Origin of the sequence: Parahoeflea olei (genome assembly GCF_001703635.1) — a bacterium.
GTDB lineage: Bacteria > Pseudomonadota > Alphaproteobacteria > Rhizobiales > Rhizobiaceae > Hoeflea > Hoeflea olei.
The window spans coordinates 23,794-45,100 of record NZ_LQZT01000050.1 but is presented as its reverse complement, the minus strand read 5'-3'; the positions used below and the strand labels follow the sequence as shown (position 1 = coordinate 45,100).

The following is a 21,307-nucleotide window of genomic DNA, read 5'->3' as shown; positions in this document are numbered from 1 at the left end:
CCACTGATCCACGTCTGGACGCCAGTTACACCCCGCAATGTCACCTAGACGCGTTGAATAAAGTGTTAACCATGCGTCAGAACCTAGTCTTGCGCGCTTACGCGAGACTGATCCCGCGAACCAACCCTGCCGCGCATGAAAAATGCGCCTGCGGACGGCTTGCAGGACGGCGCGCTCCGGCATAGCGTCGTGCATCTGGGCGCCCCGCTGGTGGCGCCGACAGACAGCGGGATCAGGACGGGGGCAGGTTCGCATGAGCAGCTTTGACGAGATCGCACCTGCCGCCATCGAGAACACCGCGGGCGCCCCGGAACGGCGCCGGCGGGCGGGGGGCGGCCGCGGCGGAGACCGCGGCAAGGGCCGCAAGGGCCCGGCCACGCTGCGCTACCGTTCGATCCTCAACACCCAGTCGCCCTCGCTGCTCGCGACCGAGGAGGGTCTCGAGGCGATCCACGAGGCTTCGCTCACCGTGCTCGAAACCATCGGCATGGATTTCATGCTGCCCGAGGCCCGGGAACGGCTCAAGGCGGCGGGCGCGGATGTGAGCGCCGGTTCCGAGCGGGTGCGGCTCGACCGCGGGCTGGTGATGGACCTGGTCGCCAAGGCGCCCGGGCCGTTCACGCTGCATGCGCGCAACCCGGAGCGCAATATCGAGATCGGCGGGCGCAACATCGCCTTCGCGCAAGTGGCCTCCGCGCCCTACTGCTCGGACCGCGATACCGGCCGCCGGACCGGCACCCAGGAGGATTTCCGCAACCTGATCCGGCTCGCCCAGTCCTTCGACATCATCCACATGACCGGCGGCTATCCGGTCGAGCCCACGGACCTGCATGCCTCCGTGCGCCACATCGATTGCCTGTCGGATCTTGTGCGGCTCACCGACAAACCCTTCCATGCCTATTCCTTGGGCAAAGAGCGCAATCTCGATGCACTGGAGATCGTCCGCATCGGCCGCGGCATCAGCGCCGAACAGCTCGAAGCGGAGCCGTCGCTGTTCACCATCATCAATGCCTCCTCGCCGCTGCGTTACGACGCGCCGATGCTGCAGGGGATCATCGAGATGTCGGCGCGCAACCAGGTGGTGGTGGTCACGCCGTTTACGCTGGCGGGCGCGATGGCCCCGGTCACCATCGCCGGCGCGCTGGTGCAGCAGAACGCCGAGGCGCTGGCGGGCATCGCCTTCACGCAGCTGGTGCGCGCGGGCGCGCCGGTGGTCTATGGCGGGTTTACCTCCAATGTCGACATGAAGTCCGGCGCGCCGGCCTTCGGCACGCCGGAATACATGAAGGCGGTGATGGTCGGCGGCCAGCTCGCGCGGCGCTACGGCATTCCCTACCGCACCTCGAACACCTGCGCGGCCAACACGCTCGACGCCCAGTCGGCCTATGAATCGATGATGTCTCTGTGGGCCGTGGTGCAGGGCGGCGGCAATTTCATCATGCATGCGGCGGGCTGGATGGAAGGCGGGCTCACGGCCTCGTTCGAGAAATTCATTCTCGATGTCGACCTTTTGCAGATGCTGGCTGAGTTCCTGGCGCCGCTCGACACCAGCCCCGAGGCGCTGGCGCTCGACGCGATCGCCGACGTGGGACCGGGCGGCCACTATTTCGGCACCGCGCACACGCTGTCGCGCTACGAGACCGCGTTCTATTCGCCGATCCTGTCGGACTGGCGCAATTTCGAAAGTTGGAGCCTCGCCGGCCAGCCCACCACCTATGACCACGCCAACCGGGTGTGGAAGGAGACGCTCGCCAATTACGAGGCGCCGCCGCTCGACGAGGCGATCAGCGAGGAGCTTGCCGCCTTCGTCGCCCGCCGCAAGCGTGAAGGCGGCGTGCCCACGGATTTCTGATCAGGCGACGACCCGGGTCTTGCGGTTGGTGAGCCAGACGCCGACCACCACCACGAGCGTGCCGAGGATCATCGGCGCGGTCAGGTCCTCGCCGAACAGGAGCCAGCTTTCGACGGCCACAGCCGGCGGCACCAGATAGGTGAGCGAGGCGGCGCGCGAGACCTGGCCGCGGCGGATCAGGTACAGAAGCAGCATGATCGAGACCAGCGACAGGCCGAGCACGGACCAGCCCATGGCCAAGACGAATTCGAGGGTCCAGTCGATCCGCAATGGTTCGAGCGCAAGCGCGAGCGGCATGACCACCAGGAACCCGCCCACATACTGGACCGCCGCGATCGAGCGCAGGTCACCCTCCTGGAGGTGGCGCTTCTGGTAGAGCGTGCCGGAGGTAACCGAGACCATCGCCACGAGATTGACGAGAAGCGGGACCAGCACCGCCTTCATCGCCACCGCGTCGAGTGCGAGCACGCCCGGAACGATGGCGATGGCCAGGCCGGCAAAGCCGAGCACGACGCCCAGCTTCTGCTGCGGCCCCAGCCGTTCGCCGACGATGAAGGGGGCGGCAATCGCCGTCATCAGCGGCTGCAGCGCCGCAATCAGGCCGGACACCGAGGACGGCACCCCTTGCGCGATCGCCCACCAGACCCCGCCCAGATAAAAGCCGTGCAGGAACAGGCCCGAGACCAGCGAATGCATCCAGCCGGCGCGAGTCCTGGGCCAGGCGGCGCCGGCCGCAACCGCGAGCCCCGCGAACAGAAGTGCCGCCAGGGTGAAGCGCAGGCTCAGGAAGGTGAGCGGATCGGCATGGGGGCTCGCATATTTCGCCACGATCCAGCCGGTCGACCAGAGCAGGACGAAGAGGGCCGGTGCGATGCGATCGAGCGTCATGACGGGGACCTGGGGGGCAAAGGGACGACCTTGGCGAAGGTTGCTGTGCCACAGGTAGCCCCGGCCCGGAACGAGCGCAAGCCCGGGCGCCTGCCGCCCGCGCCGACCGATCCGGCGCGCCGCTCAGGGCCCGCGAGGTCCCGCCTTGCGAAAAAAATCGGCCCGCCGGGCATTTCTGCTAAATCCTGCACGGTTCTTGCTTTCTCCATCTTGATACGATCTTATGTTTTCAAAAGGGGAGCTTAAAAAAAGTGCCTTTCGATGAAATGCTGACTGAGGACAGTCTTCCGAGAGCGCCCTACACAGGGTACTTCAATTGGCATTCGGGACAGAAGATCTCCGATCTGATCAAGAAGTCCCGCGACGCCGAAAACATCTTCCGGAAGACCGGGATTACCTTCGCGGTTTACGGCAAGGAGGATTCGGCCGAGCGGCTCATTCCCTTCGACATCGTCCCGCGCATCATTTCAGGCTCCGAGTGGCGCAAGCTCGCGCAGGGCATCGAACAGCGGGTGATGGCGCTCAACGCCTTTCTCGACGACATCTACCACAAGCAGGAAATCATCAAGGCGGGCCGCGTGCCGCGGATCCTGATCGAGAAGAACGATGCCTTCCTGCCCGAGATGATCGGGATGCGGCCGCCCGGCGGCGTCTATACCCACATCATCGGCACCGACATCGTGCGCACCGGCGAAGGCCAGTTCTACGTGCTTGAGGACAATGCGCGCACCCCTTCGGGCGTGTCCTACATGCTCGAGAACCGCGAAACCATGATGCAGATGTTCCCCGAGCTGTTTCATTTGAACAAGGTGCGGCCGGTCGAGAACTATCCCAAGCTTTTGCGCCACAGCCTGGCCGCGGTCGCGCCTCCGGGCTGCACCGGCAAGCCGCGCATCGCCGTGCTGACCCCGGGCATCTTCAACTCCGCCTTCTACGAGCACGCCTATCTCGCCGACCAGATGGGCGTCGAGCTGGTGGAGGGCTCGGACCTCAGGGTGATCGACGGCAAGGTGGCGATGCGCACCACGCGCGGCTATGTGGCGATCGACGTGCTCTACCGCCGCGTCGACGACGATTTCCTCGATCCGCTGACGTTCCGGCCGGATTCGACGCTCGGTGTGCCCGGGATCATGGATGTCTACCGCGCCGGCAACATCACCATTGCCAACGCACCCGGCACCGGGATCGCCGACGACAAGGCGATCTATTCCTACATGCCGGAGATCGTCGAGTTCTACACCGGGCAGAAGCCGATCCTCGAAAATGTGCCGACCTATCGCTGCTCGGAACCCGACACGCTGGCTTACGTGCTCGACAACCTGGCAGACCTGGTGGTCAAGGAAGTGCACGGCTCGGGCGGCTACGGCATGCTGGTGGGACCGGCTGCCAGCAAGCGCGAGCGCAGCGAGTTCGCCGCCAAGCTCAAGGCCAAGCCCGGCAACTACATCGCCCAGCCGACACTGTCGCTGTCGACAGTGCCGATCCTCGTCAAGAAGGGGCTCGCGCCGCGGCATGTCGACCTGCGCCCCTTCGTGCTGGTGTCCGACAAGATCCAGATCATCCCCGGGGGGCTCACGCGGGTGGCGCTCAAGGAAGGCTCGCTCGTCGTCAATTCCAGCCAGGGAGGCGGCACCAAGGACACCTGGGTGCTGGAGGACTGAGATGCTGGGACGCACCGCAAACGGCCTTTTCTGGATGTTCCGCTATATCGAGCGCGCGGAAAACACCGCGCGCCTGATCGACGCCGGCCTGAGGATGTCGCTCACGCGCATGCACGGGCACGAGGAGGAATGGGAGTCGGTGCTGCGCAGCTCCGGCGTGTTCAGCTCCTACTCGGCAGCGAACAGCGAGGTGACCAGCGCCGACGCCGTCAACTATCTGCTGCGCGACAAGTCCAATCCGTCGAGCATTCTTTCGGCCATCGAGGCCGCGCGCAACAATGGCCGGATGGTCCGCACCGCGCTTACGCGCGAAGCCTGGGAAGCCACCAATGAGTGCTATCTCGACATCAAGGCGCAGCTCGCCCGCCGGGTCTCGGACGCGGAGATGCCCGAGATCATCAACAACATCAAGCAGCGCACCGGCCTGATCCGCGGCGCCTTCCACGGCACCATGCTGCGCAACGAGCTGTTCAACTTCTCGCGGCTCGGCACCTTCATCGAGCGCGCCGACAACACCTCGCGCATTCTCGACGTGAAATATTACGTGCTGTTGCCGGCGGTGTCCTATGTGGGTTCCTCGCTCGACAACGTGCAGTGGGAATCGATCCTGCGCTCGGTGTCGGCGCACCGCTCCTATGGCTGGGTCTATGACGACGACTACAAGCCGGCCAACATCGCCGATTTCCTGATCCTGAACGGCCGGATGCCACGCTCGCTCGCCTATTGCTACGACAAGATCGATTCCAACCTGTCCTATCTCGAACGCGAATATGGCGAACGCAGCTCCTGCCACGACATGGTGGCGGATGTGGTCGGTATGCTGCGCGGTCACGAAATCCAGGAAATCATGGACCGGGGCCTGCACGAATTCCTGCAGGATTTCATAGGCCAGAACAGCCGGATTGCAGCCGAGATCTCCGACGTCTACCGGTTCTACCAGGACTGACCCGATGCACCTGAAAATCTCCCATGTCACCGATTACGCGTATGCGCATCCCGTGCGCTACGCCCTGCAGCGGCTGCGGCTTTGCCCTCAGGACAGCCCGCTGCAAAGCGTGCGGTCCTGGACCACCGAAGTCGAAGGCGGCGTGGTGGAAGCGCGCTATATCGACCAGTTCGGCAACAAGGTGGAGCTGGTGAGCGCCAGCCGCGACACCAGCGCCATCCGGGTGGTGGCCTCGGGCGTGGTCGAGACCAGCGACAAGAGCGGCGTGCTCGGCGCGCACCGGGCCTATATGCCGCTGTGGCTCTACCAGCGCGACACGATGCTCACCAAACCCGGCAAGACCATCCGCGAGCTTGCCCGCGGCATCGACAAGGGCGAGCCGCTCGACCAGTTGCACAGCCTCAAGACCCGGCTGCACCAGACCATGGACTATGTGCCGGGTGCGACCCAAACCCACACCGCGGCGGAAGACGCGCTCGCCTCCGGCAAAGGCGTCTGCCAGGACCATGCCCAGGCCTTCGTCGCGGCGGCCCGGCTGCTCGGCTTCCCCGCGCGCTACGTCTCCGGCTACCTGATGATGCAGGAGGTGCCCGACCAGGCCGCGAGCCATGCCTGGGCGGAAGCCCATATCAAGGGGCTCGGCTGGGTCGGCTTCGATCCTGCCAACGACATCTCGCCCGACGACCGCTACGTCCACATCGCCTATGGCCTCGACTACCGCGACGCCGCCCCTATTTCTGGTATTCGCACCGGAACCGGCGAAGAACAGCTTGAGGTAAGGATAACAGTGGAGCAATAAGGCTCTGGCTGCTTCATCGGGGGCGATTCGCACACCATGACCTATTGCGTCGGACTACGCCTCAACCGGGGCCTTGTGTTCATGTCCGACACGCGGACCAATGCCGGTGTCGACAACATCTCCACCTTCCGCAAGATGCACACCTGGTGCAAGCCGGGCGACCGGCTGATCACGCTTCTGTCGGCGGGCAACCTGGCGACCACGCAGACGGTGGTGAGCATGCTCGAGGAGCACACCAAGGCCGCAAGCGAGCGCCATCCCGACATCATGGAAGCGCCGTCGATGTTCGAGGTCGCGCGTCTCGTCGGGGCGACGGTCCGCGAGGTCATCAAGACCGCGACCGATGGCGGCTACCAGAGCGAAGCCACCTTCAGCGCCACCTTCATTCTCGGCGGACAGGTGGCCGGCGGCTCGATGCGGATGTTCCTGATCTATCCCGAAGGCAATTTCATCGAGGCCACCGAGGACAATCCCTTCTTTCAGATCGGCGAGCACAAATACGGCAAGCCGATCCTGGTGCGCGCCTACGATCCGGAGATGAGCTTCGAGATGGCGACCAAGCTGCTCTATGTCTCGTTCGATTCCACGCTGAAATCGAACCTGTCTGTGGGCCTGCCGCTCGACCTGCAGTTCTACGAGCGCGACAGCCTGACCAAGGGCTACGAGAAGCGCATCCAGGCCACCGATCCCTATTACCGCAAGATCTCCGACGGCTGGTCGGACGCCTTGCGCACGGCCTTCAACAGCCTGCCGGATTTCGAGCGGGACTGATGAGCCCCGCCGCCCTCGGCGGCTTTCCACCTGCGACCGGCGTGAACGGCTATTGCACGGCGGCGGCCGGACGCAACCCGCCGTTCTGTTCGATGAAGGCCACCACGTCGGCCACGCCCTCGCCCCGGCGCAGATCGGTGAAGAGATGCGGCCGCCCGTCCCGGCCCGCGCGCGCATCGCGCTCCATCACCGAAAGATCGGCGCCGACATGGGGTGCGAGGTCCATCTTGTTGATGATGAGCAGATCGGAGCGGGTGATCGCCGGCCCGCCCTTGCGCGGGATTTCCTCGCCCTGGCACACCGAGATCACGTAGATCGTGAGGTCGGCGAGGTCTGGGGAGAAGGTGGCGGCGAGATTGTCACCGCCCGATTCGATGAAGACGATGTCGAGATCGGGGTGCTTTCTGTTCAACTGGTCGATGGCGCGCAGGTTGAGCGAGGCGTCCTCACGGATCGCCGTGTGCGGGCAGCCGCCGGTCTCCACGCCGACGATGCGGCAACGCCTGCATCCTTACCAGCGCCTCGGCGTCCTCGCGGGTGTAGATGTCGTTGGTGACGACCCCGATCGACCAGCGGTCGCGCATCGCCTTGCAGAGCTTTTCGGTGAGCGCGGTCTTGCCGGAGCCGACGGGGCCGCCGATGCCGACGCGCAAGGGTCCGTGGGGTGAGGTCATGACAAAAACAGCCTTGGTTGCAGGGTTTCGTGGCGCATGGCGGCACTGTCACAAATGAAGGCGGCGCCGCCAAGGTCGTCGAGCGTCGAGCCGGCGGCGCGCTCGCCCGCCGCATCGATCACCGGTTCGAGGTCCGAAAGCACCCTCGCCGCGCCGTCCTGCCCCAGCAGCGACAGCCTGATCGCGCATTGCAGCTGGTTGGAGACGAAGCCGTGCAGATAGGCGCAGGCGAGCAGACGCGGCTCGATCCGTTCGACCACGGCCGCGATCCGTTCAACCCCGGCCGCGGCGCCGACGGCCACCGGCAGCGGCACCTCGCCCCCCGGCAGGCGGCCGGAGGCAACCCAGTGCCTGACCGCTTCGAGGAAGGAGACGCCCTGGTTCAGCGTCTCGTCGTGGCGTTCCTGGCCGACGCAGAGCGCAAGGCAGAGACTGGCAAGATCATCGAGCGCGGCGGCGTCGCGGGCCTCGGCCTGCGCCCGGATCAGGATCACGGCATCGTTCCATGCCGCCCCGCGCGTGACCTGCACCGCGATCCAGTCCGACACTCCCGCCCGGTCGCGCACAAGGCCCGCGCGCGCGGCCTGCTCGAGGCCCGCGGAATAGGCGAAGCCGCCGATCGGGAAGACCGGCGACAACCAGCTCATCAGCCGCAGCAGCGAGGCGGACTCCGTCATGTCGCCCCCTTGCGCTTACGCCATTCCGCGACCGCGTCGCGCATCGTCGATCCGGCGTGGGATTTCATCCAGGCCATGAAGGGGCGGTCGAAGGTGAAATGATCGCCGATCCGGGACTTGAAATAGCGGCGCACAGTCTGGGTGTTCCGGTACCGCGCATCGATCACCGTGTCGTCCGTGATCGGATCGCAGTGCCAGTCGCGCCGCTCAGTCATGGCGGTGGCCATGCGGGCCATGATCGTGGCCACCAGTTTGGTCATGCGAATGGTCGTGAGGATGATGGTGATCGTGATGCGTATGCGCCGCATGGGCGCCACCATAGGCCCCGCCTTCGGGGTCGAACGGGGCTTCGACATCGCTCACGCGCGCGCCAAGTCCCACCAGCATGTCGCGGATCACGTGATCGCGCCGTATGCGAATGGCACTGGCGGAAATCTCGGCGGCGAGATGGCGGTTGCCGATCTGCCAGGCAAGCGTGAGCAGATGGGTCGCGTCCCTGCCCTCGACATGCATCAGGGCTTCGGGCCTGGCGCGCACCTCGACGATGCGGCCGTCGCTCAGCACCAGCCCGTCGCCATGGCGCAACAGGCGGGCCGCGGGAAGATCGAGAAGAAAGGCAATGGTTCCGCCGCGCACGGTGCGGTCGGAGGTCATCATCATGCGGCGGCGGTGCCGCGCGGTTTCGTCGAGCGTGATGGTCGCGGCCGGATCGCTGAACTGGCGGGTGACGGAGGTCGCGGTCAGCATGGACGCGCCCCCGTGCCAAGGACTGCCGTCAGCCCGGACACCGCCGGGCACAAGCAAGCCCGGCCCCGAATTGCCGGCGACACCCTGGCCGCAGACGCAAACCGCCCGGCCGGCATCGCACCGTCAGCGACGCGTGCGCAGGTGCGCGGGCGGCCTGCTTGGTGTTGGTCGCAGGTGCTTAGAGCTGGTCGATCAGGTCGCGGATCGCCTTTTCGCGGGTGGTGCCGCGGGCGATGAAGACATCCTCCGGGGTATGGGCGAGGCGATCGGCCTGGGTGGCAATGCTGATCGACCGTGCCGCACCGCTGAAGAAACGACGGAATCTGTTCTGGCTGGAAGTCATCATGGCAATTTTCCTTTGCTGCTAACGGCTTATAGCACGTTTTGCAGTGCAGCATTTTGCCGATTGCTTGGGGCAGCCATGCTGTTTCTGCATGGGTCGCTCGCCCGGAACTGGTGCGCAGAGTGTTCATGCCGGCTCTCCGTGGGGAACGGCCCGGGCCGGCGCCCCGACCGGACGGGTCATGGTGACGGAGGTCGGACGGTCAAAGCCCTGATGCGCGGTCCGGGCGGTGATGGCAAAGCCCAGCCGCGCGAAACTGTCCTGGTTTTCCGCAAGTTCGACCCGGGTCTGAAGCACGAGCTTCGGCCGACCGGTCTCGCGGGCGATCGCCTCCGCCGCCGCGATCAACCGGCGGGCGAGGCCCTGCCGCCGGAAGGGGGCATCGACCGCAAGCTTGCCGATATAGACCGCGTCGGCATCGAGCCGGAGGAAGAGGCAACCGGCGATCCGCGCGCCCGCCATGGCCAGTAGCAGGATCTCGGTGCGGGATTTGGCTTCGAGCTCCGCCGGCCCCATCGCCGCCAGCGACGAGGGCGGATCGATGCGCCCTTCCATATAGGCAAAGCAGCGCACGAGCAGCGCGTGCAGGCTGTCCCAATCGGCAAAATCGCCGGATGCGCGGACAATCCGGATCGGCGTTTCAGGGGCGGGCGCGATTTCCATCATGGCCTCAGAACAGGAAATAGCGCTGCGCCATCGGCAGCACGGTGGCGGGCTCGCAGGTGAGCAGTTCGCCGTCGGCGCGCACCTCGTAGGTTTCCGGATCGACCTCGATCTCGGGCAGCGCGTCGTTCAAGACCATCGAGGCCTTGGAGATGCCGCCGCGGGTGTTTTCGACGGCAAGCAGGGTCTTGGCGGTGCCGAGCTTGTGGGCGAGCCCGTCCTCGATCGCGGCCTTGCTCACGAAGGTGACGGAGGACTCGGTGCGCGCCTTGCCATAGGCGCCGAACATCGGGCGGTAATGCACCGGCTGCGGCGTCGGGATCGAGGCGTTCGGATCGCCCATGGGGGCGGCCGCGATCATGCCGCCGAGCAGCACCATGTCCGGCTTGACGCCGAAGAAGGCCGGGTTCCACAGCACCAGGTCGGCGCGCTTGCCGACCTCGATCGAGCCAATATGGCTCGACACGCCCTGGGCGATCGCCGGATTGATCGTGTATTTGGCGATGTAGCGGCGGACGCGGAAATTGTCGTTGTCGCCGGTCTCCTGCGGCAGCCGCCCGCGCTGGCGCTTCATCTTGTCGGCGGTCTGCCAGGTGCGGATGATGACCTCGCCGACGCGGCCCATGGCCTGGCTGTCCGACGCGATGATCGAGAAAGCGCCGATGTCATGGAGAATGTCCTCGGCGGCGATGGTTTCCTTGCGGATCCGGCTTTCGGCGAAGGCAATGTCCTCGGGAATGGCGCTGTCGAGGTGATGGCAGACCATCAGCATGTCGAGATGTTCGGCGATGGTGTTGACGGTGTAGGGCCGGGTCGGATTGGTCGAGGACGGCAGCACATTGGGCTTGCCGCAGACCTTGATGATGTCGGGCGCATGGCCGCCGCCGGCGCCTTCGGTGTGGAAGGCATGGATGGTGCGGCCCTTGATCGCGTCGACCGTGGTTTCGACGAAGCCGCTCTCGTTCAATGTATCGGTGTGGATCATCACCTGGATGTCGTAGGCATCGGCCACCGCCAGGCAGGTGTCGATCGCCGCCGGCGTGGTGCCCCAGTCCTCGTGGAGCTTGAGCGCGCAGGCGCCGCCCAGGATCATCTCCTCGAGTGCGGCGGGCATCGAGGCGTTGCCCTTGCCCGACAGGCCGATATTCATCGGGAAGGCATCCATGGCCTGGATCATCCGCCCCAGATGCCACGGCCCCGGCGTGCAGGTGGTGGCGAGCGTGCCGTGCGCCGGGCCGGTGCCGCCGCCGAGCATGGTGGTGAGCCCGCTCATCAGCGCTTCCTCGATCTGCTGCGGACAGATGAAGTGGATATGGCTGTCGAAACCGCCGGCGGTGAGGATCTTGCCCTCGCCGGCGATCACCTCGGTTCCGGGGCCGACGATGATGGTGACGCCCGGTTGCGTGTCCGGGTTGCCGGCCTTGCCGATGGCGGCGATGCGGCCGTCCTTCAATCCGATGTCGGCCTTGAAAATGCCGGTGTGGTCGACCACCAGCGCATTGGTGATGACGGTGTCGACGGCCCCCTCCGCGCGGGTCATCTGGCTCTGGCCCATGCCGTCGCGGATCACCTTGCCGCCGCCGAACTTCACCTCCTCGCCATAGATGGTGAAGTCCTTCTCCACCTCGATAAAGAGCTCGGTGTCGGCGAGGCGCACCTTGTCCCCGGTGGTGGGACCGTACATGGCCGCATAGGCCTGGCGCGACAGTCTGCTCATAGGATCACTCCCCGCATGTGTTGAAACCTTATCATATTGCCGCCACACAATCGCCCAGCGATGACCTTGCGGGCGGCAGCGTGAAGCCACTTTCGGGCGGTGTTGTGCGCGGGCACTCCGCGTTGCGGAAGGCCGACCCAGAACTCCGAAGGAAGGATTCGATCATGAAGAACGCTCTTGTCATCGCTGCGGCCCTCGCGCTTGGCGCCGCCCCCGCACTCGCCCAGACCGCCGTGGAGCCCACCCCAACGCCCCCCGCTGCCAAGCCCGAGACGGCGCAGACCCAAACCCAGGGCCAGGGCCAGGCGCAGCAGCCGGCGGTCAAGACCGTGAGCATTATCGATGTGACCGAACTTCCCGAACAATCCCAGGCCCAGGTGGCGGAAATCGAAAAGCAGCGCAGCACCGAGGATCTCGACCAGTTGCGCGCGTCGATCGACACCTCGCCGGCGCTCGTCAAGGCGCTGAAGGACAAGGGCGCCTCCAGCGCCGACGTGGTGGCGGCGCGTCTGAGCCAGGACGGCAACCTGACGATCGTCACCCGCAAGGAAGGCTGACGCAGCACGATCGAGCGGCGATTGCCGGGCCAAACCCGCGGACGGGGGAACCAATCGCCCCCGTTTCGCCTTATGGCTGGTGCATGCAACAAGACCGCATCCGGCCGACCGCCGCTGCCCCGGCACGGCAGGCGCCGGATGGACCCGTGCTGAAAGGAAAGAGACATGACGCCGATCGCGCCGCCCAACCACCCCCGCAAACAGGGCTTTGCCCGATTGACCGTACTTGCGGGCGTCGCCGCCCTCGGCATCGGCGCGCTGGCCGCGCCAGTCTCCGCCCAAGGCCTGTCCGATCCGGAAGCGGTGGACAGGATCATCGGCTCGGAAGTGCGCGAACAGGAAGTCAAGTCGAGCGCCGGCGACGGTCGCGTCATCGCGGCGATCGAGAAGCTCGGCGACAATCTCGACGCGGTGCGCAAGATCACCACGCTCGACCGTGTCGACATCGTCTACCTGCCGCAGGCCTCGCGTGCCGAGGGCGGTCCCGCGCCCGAGATCGCCACCAAGCTCAGCGAGCACAGCGACAGCGTCGACACCCTGCGGCACGAGCTGCAAAGCAATGCCCTGCTCTACCACGCCATCAATTCCAAGAACGTGCAGATCAGCGACGTGCTCGCCGTCGAATTCGACGCCGACGCGACCCTCGTGGTGTTTGCGGCAGCCAAGCCGTCCTCGTAACACCGAACCGCGGCGCGCGCGCTGCCCGGGCCGCTGCGTCGGCTTGCCGATAGCGGTCGCGTCCGGAAAGGGATGGGCAGGCGCCCTGCCTTTGTGCATGGGGATCCCCGGCTGGTTGGTTCCCATCTCACAAGGCAAGAAACGGGCCATTACCGCCGAAGCCCGCCTCTCAGCGTGACTCGAGCGCCTGCTTGAGCAGGTCGATGCGCTCCCGGGTCAGGCGCGCCAGGCACATGCTGCCCAGCATCGGCTGGCCGGTTCCGCCGAACATCTCGTAGGCCTCGTATTCGCACTGGGCGTCACGGAAGGCGATCCAGGCGCGCTGGGCTGCGCGCAATGCCTCCAGCGTGGTGGGCACGCCCATGGACCGGGCCTGATCGGCGACATATTCATCGCTGCTCTTGGCCGCCGCCACCACCTTGGGCCAGAGCGCGTTGAGATCCTTGTCCGCGGCCTCGAAATCGAGACCGGCGCAATAGGTCAGCTCCATCTGGGTCTGCGGATCGATGCAATTGGCTTCTTCCTGGGCGCGGGCGGGCATGGCCGCGAGCATCAGCGCGATACAGCAAAGCGGACCTGTGAACCTGATCATGAACGGCCTTTCGGGGGTTTGCGGCGCTTGACGGCAGCGCCGGCCAGTCGTTTGCGATTGGCCCGCGCGACGCGGGTCAGCGGTTTGACGGCAGCGGCCAGAACCTGGTCCGGCCGGCCGCCGCTTGCGGCCACGCCCGCCGCCGCGAGCGCGGACCTGGCGAAGGCCGGCGGTTTCTCCGACACCATCTTCCTGTCCTCGCCCTTGCCGACCGGCCACAGGCCGTGCATGCCCATCACCCGCATGCCGATCACGGCCTGGGCTTCGAGGGCGAGCAGGCCGAGCCCGGCCCAGGCGCTCCAGATGTCGGTGACGTTGGCCTTCCTGCGCGCCATGAGAGCGGATCCCTTCCGGTGTGCGGCTCAGACCATCGCCATCACGCGTGCCGGCCCGCCGGTGCCGTTGCGGTGCTTGGGCGCCCCCACGAACAGGGTTGCCCCGGTGGCGGGCAGGTCGTCGAGATTGGCGAGGTTCTCGATGCCGAAGCGGCCGCTCGGCAACCAGGAGTAATGCACCGCGAAATCGGCGGAATTGCCGGGATCGAGCGACAGCGTGTCGACGCCGATCGCGCCCGCACCCATTTCCATCAGCAGATCCGTGGCCGCCTTCGAGAAGCCGGGAAAGGCGAAATTGCCCTCGGCATCGTTGCGGAAGCTCGCATCGCCCATCTTGGCCTGCCAGCCCGAATTCATCGCCACGCAGGCGCCTTGCGGGATCTCGCCATGGGCGCTCACGAAGGCCTCGATGTCAGCGGGCTCGACCATGGCGTTGGCGTCATCGGCGGCCTTGGCCTTGATGTCAACGATGCACAGCGGGCAGATCAGGCTCTGCGGGTCGAGCTCGGCCACCGAGGTGCCGTCCTTGGAAAAGTGCAGCGGCGCATCGATATGGGTGCCGGAATGTTCGAAGATCGTCAGTTCCCAGATCTGGTAGCCGGACTTGTCGAAATTGACGTTCTCGGTGAACAGGATTCCCGGCTTGCCGTCGAAGGTGGGGAACTCGCTGTCGAGAACATAGGTGAGGTCGACCACCTTGCCGCTCGCCTCAGCCAGCGCGGGCCGGGCCGACAGGGCGCCCGCGGCGGTGGCGGCGACACCCGCGGCCGCGGAGGCGCGGAAGAAATCGCGCCGCGACAGCATCGAGGCTTTGACATTGTTGATCACACACGCGTTGCACATTGGCTGCTCCCTGTTTTGTTGATTGAGAGAATGGTCGGCGTCTGCAGTCCGGGTCGGCGGCGGATCGCATGGTCCGCCGCCGGGTGTGTCGTCAGAGTTTTCCCATCACCTTCTGCTGAAACCCGAAAACCGTGCGGCTGCCGCCAAGCGGCACGAGCGTGACATCGCGCTCCTGGCCGGGCTCGAAGCGCACCGCCGTGCCGGCCGCGATGTCCAGCCGGTGGCCGCGCGCCGCGTCGCGGTCAAAGCGCAGCGCCTCGTTGGTTTCGAAGAAATGGTAGTGACTGCCCACCTGCACCGGCCGGTCGCCGGTGTTGGCGACTTTCAGCGTCAGCCGCACGGCATCCCGGTTGAGCTCGATATCGCCGTCCAGCGTTACAATTTCACCCGGGATCATGCGCGGTCCTCCGCTTGTGTTGTCGATCAGCCGGCCACGGCCAGCGCCACCCCGGAGGCTGCGGTCGCAAGACCGGCAGCGCGGGTCAGGACGGATTTCTCATTGGCCGCCTGGAGCCGTGCGAAGCCGAGGCCGAGCGCGATGCCGGCGGCATGCAGGGCGGCGGTGGCGAGCATGAAGCCGGCGGCGAAGCTCACCGCACCGGCATCGCCCAGTTCGCCGCCATGGGCATGGCCGTGGAAGAAGGCGAAGAAGGCGACGGTCACCGCCATGCCGGCCACCGAGAACGGCAGCGCGAGGGCGACCATCAGGCCGATGAAGACGATCGAGGCGAGGATCACCGGCTCGACGAAAGGAAGCGGCAGGCCGGCGATCGCGGCGGCGAAGCCCAGCCCCATGGTGCCGACGAAGGCCGCGGGGACGGCGAGCATGGCCTTGCCCCGGAAAGAGGCCGCCCACAGACCCACCGCCACCATCACCAGAACGTGGTCGAGACCGAACAGCGGATGGGTGATGCCGGCCGCAAACGAGCCGTGTTCGGCCGGATTGAGATGGGCGAAGGCCGGGGCCGTGGCCACACCGAGCGCTGCGAGGGCAAGGGAAAGGCGTTTGATCATCTTGAAAGTCCTTTTTGTGTCAACACGGCGTCCTTCATGGGTCACGCCGACAGGATGAAAGCACGACAGGTGCGTCGCGATACTGCGCATCTGCGAAGCCCGGTGTCGAGGGGCAAATCATGGTCTCACCATAGTTTTCACCGGATCGGCTCATGCACGGTCACGAGCTTGGTGCCGTCGGGGAAGGTCGCCTCGACCTGGATGTCGTGAATCATCTCGGCGATGCCCTCCATCACCTGGTCGCGGCTGATCACATGCGCGCCGGCCTCCATCAGCTCCGCCACGGCGCGACCGTCACGGGCGCCCTCGACCACGAAATCGGTGATCAGCGCGACGGCTTCGGGGTGGTTGAGCTTGACGCCACGCTCAAGCCGCTTGCGCGCGACGATCGCGGCCATGGCGACGAACAGCTTGTCTTTTTCCCTCGGTGTCAGGTTCATGGCATCTCTTTCATATCGACCAGACTTTCGGCACACCGCCGGATGGATGGACCAGGCGGATCAATGGAACAAGGATCTTGCGCAGCTGATAGCTGTCGGTCGCCACGATCCTCGCAAGAAGCTTGCCAGTTTCGTCGGGCGCGGACCCGGCCAGGCGCATCGGCATGTGGCTCGCGCCGCCCGAAGCGCCGATCAGCTCGCGCACGGCCGCAAGCTTGGCCTCGGCTTCGGGCGCGACCATGACCAGCGTCGCCATCGCCGTGCCGCCGCCGGCGACCGCCGCCCGCCGGAGGGCCGCGGCGACATCGGGGCCGAGACGCATCTCCTCGGCATGCAGGAGCCGGCCGTCGCGGCGGATGCGCCAACGGTCGCGGAACAGCGCCTCGGTGACGGTCTCGTCCATCGCGCGGCGGCCGAACACCACCGGCTCGACCATCAACAGCCGCGATCCGACCGCCATCTCGACCTCGAAGGTCCGGGAAAGCCGCGAGCGGTCGAACAGGATGGTCTCCTGCGGCAGCCAGGCGAGCATGCTGTCGCGCCGGAGCGTGAGGCGAACCGACACCCGCGCCTCGCTCTCGCCCTGGGCCTTGTAGGTCTTTTCGCAGGCCTGGGTCGCCAGCGTCATCGACGCACCCTCGCCCGCCTCGAAGCTCCAGTCGATGAGGTCGCCGCCGGTCAGCCCGCCGGCGGTGTTGATCAGCACCGCCTCGAGCGGCATGCCTTTCGCCACCCGCGGCACCCGGAGGCGCGCAGAGCCTTCCTGGAACAACCGGTCGATCCGGCTCTCGCCCGCGGCAAACTTGACCGACAGCCGGCCGCTGCCGCGGACCCGCTGCAAGGCCACGCCGGAGGTCTCGACAGGACGGGGACATACAAAGGTCAATCGCTACCCTTTTGTTGGAAGCCGCGATCATCCGAAAAGCGCAGGCGACACGCAAGAGGCTTTTGCGCCGCGCACCGCGAAAGCCGCGTCCGGCCAGCAGCTGACCAATCGGCAGGCAGACTGCCCAAAATCCGGGCGCCGGCCGCAGGCAGGGTTACGGACGCGGCCTCCCGCCCGCAACGCCGGTCCGGGTGCATGCGGCACCTGCTCCGGGCCGGCCAATCCGCGCCATGAAACCAAATCGGCACACCTGCGTTATAGGTCCAGACGCGCTTGCAACGGATCATTCGGAATGCGCAGAAAGGAACCGCAATGTTGATTTCTATGCTTGCACTTGCAATGAGCATCGCCATGATGGCTTCGGCCATGGTTATCCTGTACAATGAGTCCACGGCCCGGAAGCAGACGACCTCCTACGAATAAGTGCGAGCAAGGTGCATCCGTTTCTGCCGATTTTTAACGGAGCCATCGATGACAAGACTCGTCCTTTCCACGCTTGCAGCCATCGCCCTTACGGCAGCAGCAGGATGCTCAACAACCGAACAGCGCGCCGCAGGCGGTGCAGCGGTCGGCGCCGGCACTGGCGCCCTGATTGCAGCCGCAACCGGCAGCAGCGGCCGGGGCGTTGCCACCGGCGCCCTGATCGGCGGAGCGGCCGGCGCCTTGATCGGCGCAGCCACCACGCCCGGCATGTGCCGCTACCGCGATGCCTATGGCCGCATCTACGAGGCGCGCTGCTAACAGGCGCGACCTCCGCCACGCCGCCCAATGCGCCCTTCCCCCGCACGTCCGGGGGAAGGGTTTTGAAATCTGCGGTCCCATCGGCAGGCAGAACCGGATCCCGGTGACGCGATGAACCGGTTTCGCGCGGCCCGTTTTCCGCATGCTGTCCGGGACCAGCCACAGAGCGCGCTGCGCACTGCCCCAGCAGGTGCTCGGCCGCCGCGCCTCACGCCCCCCAAATTCTCATTCGCCCAGAAATCCGCCGTCATAGCCGACGCTGCGCGCCGCCCCGCCGGCAAAGCGCAATGTCAGACCGTCGGCCGATGGTTCCAGCCCCACCACCCGGCCCTCGCCCGGCTCGGCCGCCACCGCGCCGATCACCTGGCGGATCACCGTTGTCCTGCCCGCGGCGAGCGCGAAGGCGGTTGGGACGCCGATCCGCGTCAGGTCGTTGTCGCGGCAGGAATCGGCATGGCCGAGCCCGGAAGCGCGCGCGTCCTCGATGCCGAGCACGCCGGTATGACGCGAGGACCAGGGCGCATAGTCCCGCCCGCCATTGCTGATCCACAGCATGGTGACCGGCAGCACATCGGTCCGCTTGAGCACGAGCACATGGTCCTGTTCCGCCACGCGGCTGACCGCCGTCCAGCCGATCGCGCGCGCGGTTTTGCCCGCAAGCTCCGCCGGCGCTTCGACGAGCGTGAGAAAATCCTCGTGGCTTTCGCCGGGCGGAAAACGCCTGAGGTCAACGCTGCCGCCACCGGCCAGCGGGAAGGCGCCGAGATCCGCCGAGCGGGCGGGATAGGCGAGGATCGAGCGGCCGCGGGCGGGATCGGACTCCAGCGCCTCGGGTGGGGTAAGGGCGGCCTGCTTGGGCGAAAACGCGAGATCTCCGCCCGCCCGCATGTGCACCATGGTGTGATGGGATGCGGAGACCGCGCCGTCTCCGTCGGAAAACACATGTTCCTGGTAGAGGAACGGATGACCGGCCACGAGCGTCAGGCGCTTGTCGAGCGTCGCGCCCATTACCCGCTGCCTGAGCCGGAACAGCATACTCGACCGGCCCTCCCCGTGGCTGGTCTCGACATGATCCCAGGCGCTGTTGGCGGGCCAGCCATGGGACGGCGCCGCTTCGAGATCGTTGCGTCCGAACGGCGCGCAGAAGAAATCGCCCGACAGATGCTGCACATTGGGCGCGGTGCCGGCCGGGAAATCGGCCGTGGGATCATCGGCCCAGGGCGCGCGGTGGAGCGGCGACAGCCGGCGTGCGCCGTCGCGGATCGTCAGGGCGGCAAGATGGCCGACGATGTCATCGAGGGTGACGGATACGGGATCGAGATCGATCGCATGAAGCGGCATGGCGGGCTCCGGTTGCTGGCCTTTCCCTTCCTACAGGCCCAGCCGCGACGTGCGCAACGGGGGTGCTGCCCGCGAGGCCCTGCAGTGGGCCTGGCAGGGTTGGCCCAGGCGCAGAGCGCGCACCACAGTGTTTGTTGCGGCCGGACCAATCTGCTATGGCGTGCGCTCCGCGGATGCACCGGCGGAAGAGCCGAGGAGATCCGAGCCCTGGAGACAACATGCCCTTACTCAACACGACCGATGTGATGGTGCTCGGCGCGGGGGCGGCCGGGATGATCTGCGCCGTCGAGGCCGGACGCCGCGGCCGCTCGGTCACGGTGATCGACCATGCCCGGGCTCCGGGCGAGAAGATCCGCATTTCCGGCGGCGGCCGCTGCAACTTTACCAATCTCTATTGCGGGCCTGCGAATTTCCTCTCCGGCAACCGGCATTTCGCGATCTCCGCGCTCCGCTCCTTCACCCAGCACGATTTCATCGACCGGGTCAAAGCCCACGGCATCGCCTTTCACGAAAAGACGCTCGGACAATTGTTCTGCGACGGCTCGGCGCGCGAGATCGTCGCCATGCTGACCGGCGAGATGGCCGAGGCCGGGGTGAGGCTCGAACTCGCCACGCAGATCACCGGCGTCAACCGGTCGGAGGCAGGGTTCGAGATCCGCACCGAAAGCGGCGACTGGCTGGCGGACCGGCTGGTGGTGGCGACCGGCGGCAAATCTGTCCCGAAGATGGGCGCGACGGGGATCGGCTACGACATCGCCCGCCAGTTCGGCCATCCCGTGACCGAAACGCGGGCCGGGCTCGTGCCCTTCACCTGGGCGTCGAACATGCATGAAAGCTGGGGCGCGCTGTCGGGCGTCTCGCTCGAGGTGCATGCCGCCTGCAACGGCGCGGGCTTCGACGAGGCGATGCTGTTCACCCATCGCGGACTGTCGGGACCGGCAATGCTGCAGGTCTCCTCCTATTGGCGCGAAGGCGACACCGTGACGATCGATCTCGCCCCCGGCATCGATGTCGGCGCCTATCTCAAGGCCGAACGCGGCGCACGCCCCAAGGCCTCGGTCTGGACGGTCCTGACCGATCTCCTGCCCAAGCGGCTGGCGCTGCAGCTCGACACCCGCACAGGCCCGGTCCCGCCACGAATCGCCGACATGAGCAATGCCGATCTCGATGAGGTGGTGGCGGCGATCCGCGCCTTCGAGGTGGTGCCCGGCGGCACCGAAGGCTACCGCACCGCGGAGGTGACGCTCGGCGGCGTCGACACCGACGCCATTCACCAGAAGACCATGGAGAGCCGGCTCGTGCCGGGGCTGCATTTCGTCGGCGAGGTGCTGGACGTCACCGGCCATCTCGGCGGCCACAATTTCCAGTGGGCCTGGTCGTCCGGCGTCGCCGCCGGGCGTGCGGCCTGAACTTCACCGCGCCACGCGCACACGGCGCGCTTGCGGGCAACCGAACCGCCCCGGCCGCGGGCAGGAAAACCGAGGAGGAGACAACAATGCGCATCTTGTTCACCGGAGGCTCCGGCAAGGCCGGACGGCATGTGGTGCCCTATCTCGTCGACCAGGGCCACCGGGTGGTCAATGTCGATCTCACGCCGCTCGACCATCCAGGCGTCGACAACCTCACCGCGGACATCACCGACTCGGGCCAGATGTTCAACGTCATGACCAGCTATGCCGATTTCGACGAGCTGGAACCGGGCACCGGCGTGCCGAAGTTCGATGCGGTGGTGCATTTCGCCGCCGTGCCGCGGATCCTGATCCGCCCCGACAACGAGACCTTCCGCATCAACACCGTGGGCACCTACAACGTGATCGAAGCGGCGGTGAAGCTCGGCATCAAGAAGATCGTCATCGCCTCGTCGGAAACGACCTATGGCGTCTGTTTCGCCGATGGCGAAGTCAGCCCCGCCTCGCTGCCGGTGGAAGAGGACATGGACGTCAATCCGATGGATTCCTACGGGCTGTCCAAGGTCGTCAACGAGCAGACCGCGCGCGCCTTCCAGCGCCGCTCGGGCTTCGACATCTATGCGCTCCGGATCGGCAATGTGATGGAGCCGCACGAATATGACCGTTTTCCCGGCTTCTTCGCCCAGCCCGAAGTGCGCCGCCGCAACATCTTCTGCTACATCGACGCACGCGA

General features: G+C 66.3%; 25 protein-coding genes and 1 pseudogene. 10 read left to right on the top strand and 16 right to left on the bottom strand.

What is annotated here, in order from left to right; all coding sequences use genetic code 11:
- Nucleotides 1-253: 253 nt before the first annotated feature.
- The gene (locus AWJ14_RS21110; RefSeq protein ID WP_066184342.1) at nt 254-1,852 is read left to right on the top strand and encodes a trimethylamine methyltransferase family protein; all 1,599 of its coding nucleotides are present in this window, start codon (nt 254-256) and stop codon (nt 1,850-1,852) included.
- On the opposite strand, the gene AWJ14_RS21105 is transcribed toward AWJ14_RS21110, so the two are convergent.
- A complete protein-coding gene (locus tag AWJ14_RS21105; protein ID WP_066184340.1) occupies nt 1,853-2,740 on the bottom strand; it encodes a DMT family transporter in 888 nt (295 codons plus the stop codon).
- 266 nt (nt 2,741-3,006) lie between these two features.
- Between AWJ14_RS21105 and AWJ14_RS21100 the strand changes: the two genes are divergently transcribed.
- The 4 genes from AWJ14_RS21100 to AWJ14_RS21085 are packed head-to-tail and all read left to right on the top strand — an operon-like array spanning nt 3,007 to nt 6,917.
- Nucleotides 3,007-4,401, top strand: a complete 1,395-nt coding sequence (locus tag AWJ14_RS21100) for a circularly permuted type 2 ATP-grasp protein (protein WP_066184665.1) — start codon at nt 3,007-3,009, stop codon at nt 4,399-4,401.
- A gap of 1 nt (nt 4,402) precedes the next feature.
- Nucleotides 4,403-5,347, top strand: coding sequence for an alpha-E domain-containing protein (locus tag AWJ14_RS21095; protein ID WP_066184338.1), 945 nt, complete (start codon nt 4,403-4,405; stop codon nt 5,345-5,347).
- A 4-nt stretch (nt 5,348-5,351) separates the two neighbouring features.
- The gene (locus AWJ14_RS21090; protein WP_066184334.1) at nt 5,352-6,146 is read left to right on the top strand and encodes a transglutaminase family protein; all 795 of its coding nucleotides are present in this window, start codon (nt 5,352-5,354) and stop codon (nt 6,144-6,146) included.
- A 36-nt stretch (nt 6,147-6,182) separates the two neighbouring features.
- Entirely contained in the window at nt 6,183-6,917 is a 735-nt protein-coding gene (locus tag AWJ14_RS21085) for a proteasome-type protease (protein WP_066184331.1), read from the top strand.
- Nucleotides 6,918-6,966: 49 nt separating this feature from the next.
- On the opposite strand, the pseudogene ureG reads toward AWJ14_RS21085, so the two are convergent.
- The 7 genes and pseudogenes from ureG to ureC form a co-directional block, all read right to left on the bottom strand.
- Nucleotides 6,967-7,591: pseudogene (gene ureG / locus AWJ14_RS21080) on the bottom strand (urease accessory protein UreG).
- Nucleotides 7,588-8,268 (bottom strand): urease accessory protein UreF, encoded by a 681-nt coding sequence (locus AWJ14_RS21075; RefSeq protein WP_066184328.1) that lies wholly within the window; start codon nt 8,266-8,268, stop codon nt 7,588-7,590. The pseudogene ureG and the gene AWJ14_RS21075 overlap by 4 nt, the downstream one beginning before the upstream one ends.
- The gene (locus tag AWJ14_RS21070) at nt 8,265-8,528 is read right to left on the bottom strand and encodes a DUF6434 domain-containing protein (protein ID WP_245304408.1); all 264 of its coding nucleotides are present in this window, start codon (nt 8,526-8,528) and stop codon (nt 8,265-8,267) included. Before AWJ14_RS21070 ends, AWJ14_RS21075 begins: the two co-directional genes overlap by 4 nt.
- The gene (locus AWJ14_RS23035) at nt 8,476-9,015 is read right to left on the bottom strand and encodes an urease accessory protein UreE (protein ID WP_066184325.1); all 540 of its coding nucleotides are present in this window, start codon (nt 9,013-9,015) and stop codon (nt 8,476-8,478) included. Before AWJ14_RS23035 ends, AWJ14_RS21070 begins: the two co-directional genes overlap by 53 nt.
- Nucleotides 9,016-9,193: 178 nt before the next feature.
- On the bottom strand, nt 9,194-9,361 hold the full coding sequence (locus AWJ14_RS22480; RefSeq protein WP_171904917.1) for a hypothetical protein: 168 nt from the start codon (nt 9,359-9,361) through the stop codon (nt 9,194-9,196).
- A 123-nt stretch (nt 9,362-9,484) separates the two neighbouring features.
- Complete coding sequence (locus AWJ14_RS21060) at nt 9,485-10,021, bottom strand: GNAT family N-acetyltransferase (protein WP_083220420.1); 537 nt, start codon at nt 10,019-10,021, stop codon at nt 9,485-9,487.
- A gap of 7 nt (nt 10,022-10,028) precedes the next feature.
- Nucleotides 10,029-11,738 (bottom strand): urease subunit alpha, encoded by a 1,710-nt coding sequence (gene ureC / locus AWJ14_RS21055; RefSeq protein WP_066184319.1) that lies wholly within the window; start codon nt 11,736-11,738, stop codon nt 10,029-10,031.
- A gap of 164 nt (nt 11,739-11,902) precedes the next feature.
- Here ureC and AWJ14_RS21050 point away from each other — a divergent pair, with 164 nt between their 5' ends.
- Complete coding sequence (locus tag AWJ14_RS21050) at nt 11,903-12,295, top strand: hypothetical protein (RefSeq protein ID WP_066184316.1); 393 nt, start codon at nt 11,903-11,905, stop codon at nt 12,293-12,295.
- A gap of 165 nt (nt 12,296-12,460) precedes the next feature.
- Nucleotides 12,461-12,973, top strand: coding sequence for a hypothetical protein (locus AWJ14_RS21045; protein WP_066184313.1), 513 nt, complete (start codon nt 12,461-12,463; stop codon nt 12,971-12,973).
- Nucleotides 12,974-13,142: 169 nt separating this feature from the next.
- On the opposite strand, the gene AWJ14_RS21040 is transcribed toward AWJ14_RS21045, so the two are convergent.
- The 7 genes from AWJ14_RS21040 to AWJ14_RS21010 all read right to left on the bottom strand — a co-directional run bounded on the left by AWJ14_RS21040 (nt 13,143) and on the right by AWJ14_RS21010 (nt 17,083).
- Nucleotides 13,143-13,565 (bottom strand): lysozyme inhibitor LprI family protein, encoded by a 423-nt coding sequence (locus tag AWJ14_RS21040; protein WP_066184310.1) that lies wholly within the window; start codon nt 13,563-13,565, stop codon nt 13,143-13,145.
- Nucleotides 13,562-13,900: a hypothetical protein gene (locus tag AWJ14_RS21035; protein ID WP_066184306.1), complete on the bottom strand. Its 339-nt coding sequence runs from the start codon at nt 13,898-13,900 to the stop codon at nt 13,562-13,564. The genes AWJ14_RS21040 and AWJ14_RS21035 overlap by 4 nt, the downstream gene beginning before the upstream one ends.
- Nucleotides 13,901-13,927: 27 nt before the next feature.
- Nucleotides 13,928-14,743, bottom strand: a complete 816-nt coding sequence (locus AWJ14_RS21030; RefSeq protein ID WP_066184301.1) for a cyclase family protein — start codon at nt 14,741-14,743, stop codon at nt 13,928-13,930.
- A 91-nt stretch (nt 14,744-14,834) separates the two neighbouring features.
- The gene (locus AWJ14_RS21025) at nt 14,835-15,140 is read right to left on the bottom strand and encodes an urease subunit beta (RefSeq protein WP_066184298.1); all 306 of its coding nucleotides are present in this window, start codon (nt 15,138-15,140) and stop codon (nt 14,835-14,837) included.
- A 26-nt stretch (nt 15,141-15,166) separates the two neighbouring features.
- Entirely contained in the window at nt 15,167-15,757 is a 591-nt protein-coding gene (locus AWJ14_RS21020; RefSeq protein ID WP_066184294.1) for a HupE/UreJ family protein, read from the bottom strand.
- Between the two features lie 137 nt (nt 15,758-15,894).
- A complete protein-coding gene (locus tag AWJ14_RS21015) occupies nt 15,895-16,197 on the bottom strand; it encodes an urease subunit gamma (RefSeq protein ID WP_066184291.1) in 303 nt (100 codons plus the stop codon).
- Between the two features lie 10 nt (nt 16,198-16,207).
- Nucleotides 16,208-17,083: an urease accessory protein UreD gene (locus tag AWJ14_RS21010; RefSeq protein ID WP_066184288.1), complete on the bottom strand. Its 876-nt coding sequence runs from the start codon at nt 17,081-17,083 to the stop codon at nt 16,208-16,210.
- A gap of 471 nt (nt 17,084-17,554) precedes the next feature.
- Between AWJ14_RS21010 and AWJ14_RS21005 the strand changes: the two genes are divergently transcribed.
- The gene (locus AWJ14_RS21005; RefSeq protein WP_066184285.1) at nt 17,555-17,824 is read left to right on the top strand and encodes a YMGG-like glycine zipper-containing protein; all 270 of its coding nucleotides are present in this window, start codon (nt 17,555-17,557) and stop codon (nt 17,822-17,824) included.
- A gap of 225 nt (nt 17,825-18,049) precedes the next feature.
- On the opposite strand, the gene AWJ14_RS21000 is transcribed toward AWJ14_RS21005, so the two are convergent.
- Nucleotides 18,050-19,165 (bottom strand): hypothetical protein, encoded by a 1,116-nt coding sequence (locus AWJ14_RS21000; protein ID WP_066184282.1) that lies wholly within the window; start codon nt 19,163-19,165, stop codon nt 18,050-18,052.
- Between the two features lie 218 nt (nt 19,166-19,383).
- Here AWJ14_RS21000 and AWJ14_RS20995 point away from each other — a divergent pair, with 218 nt between their 5' ends.
- Nucleotides 19,384-20,574: a BaiN/RdsA family NAD(P)/FAD-dependent oxidoreductase gene (locus AWJ14_RS20995; protein WP_066184280.1), complete on the top strand. Its 1,191-nt coding sequence runs from the start codon at nt 19,384-19,386 to the stop codon at nt 20,572-20,574.
- An 86-nt stretch (nt 20,575-20,660) separates the two neighbouring features.
- On the top strand, nt 20,661-21,307 hold a 647-nt coding region (locus AWJ14_RS20990), incomplete at its 3' end, for an NAD-dependent epimerase/dehydratase family protein (protein ID WP_245304406.1).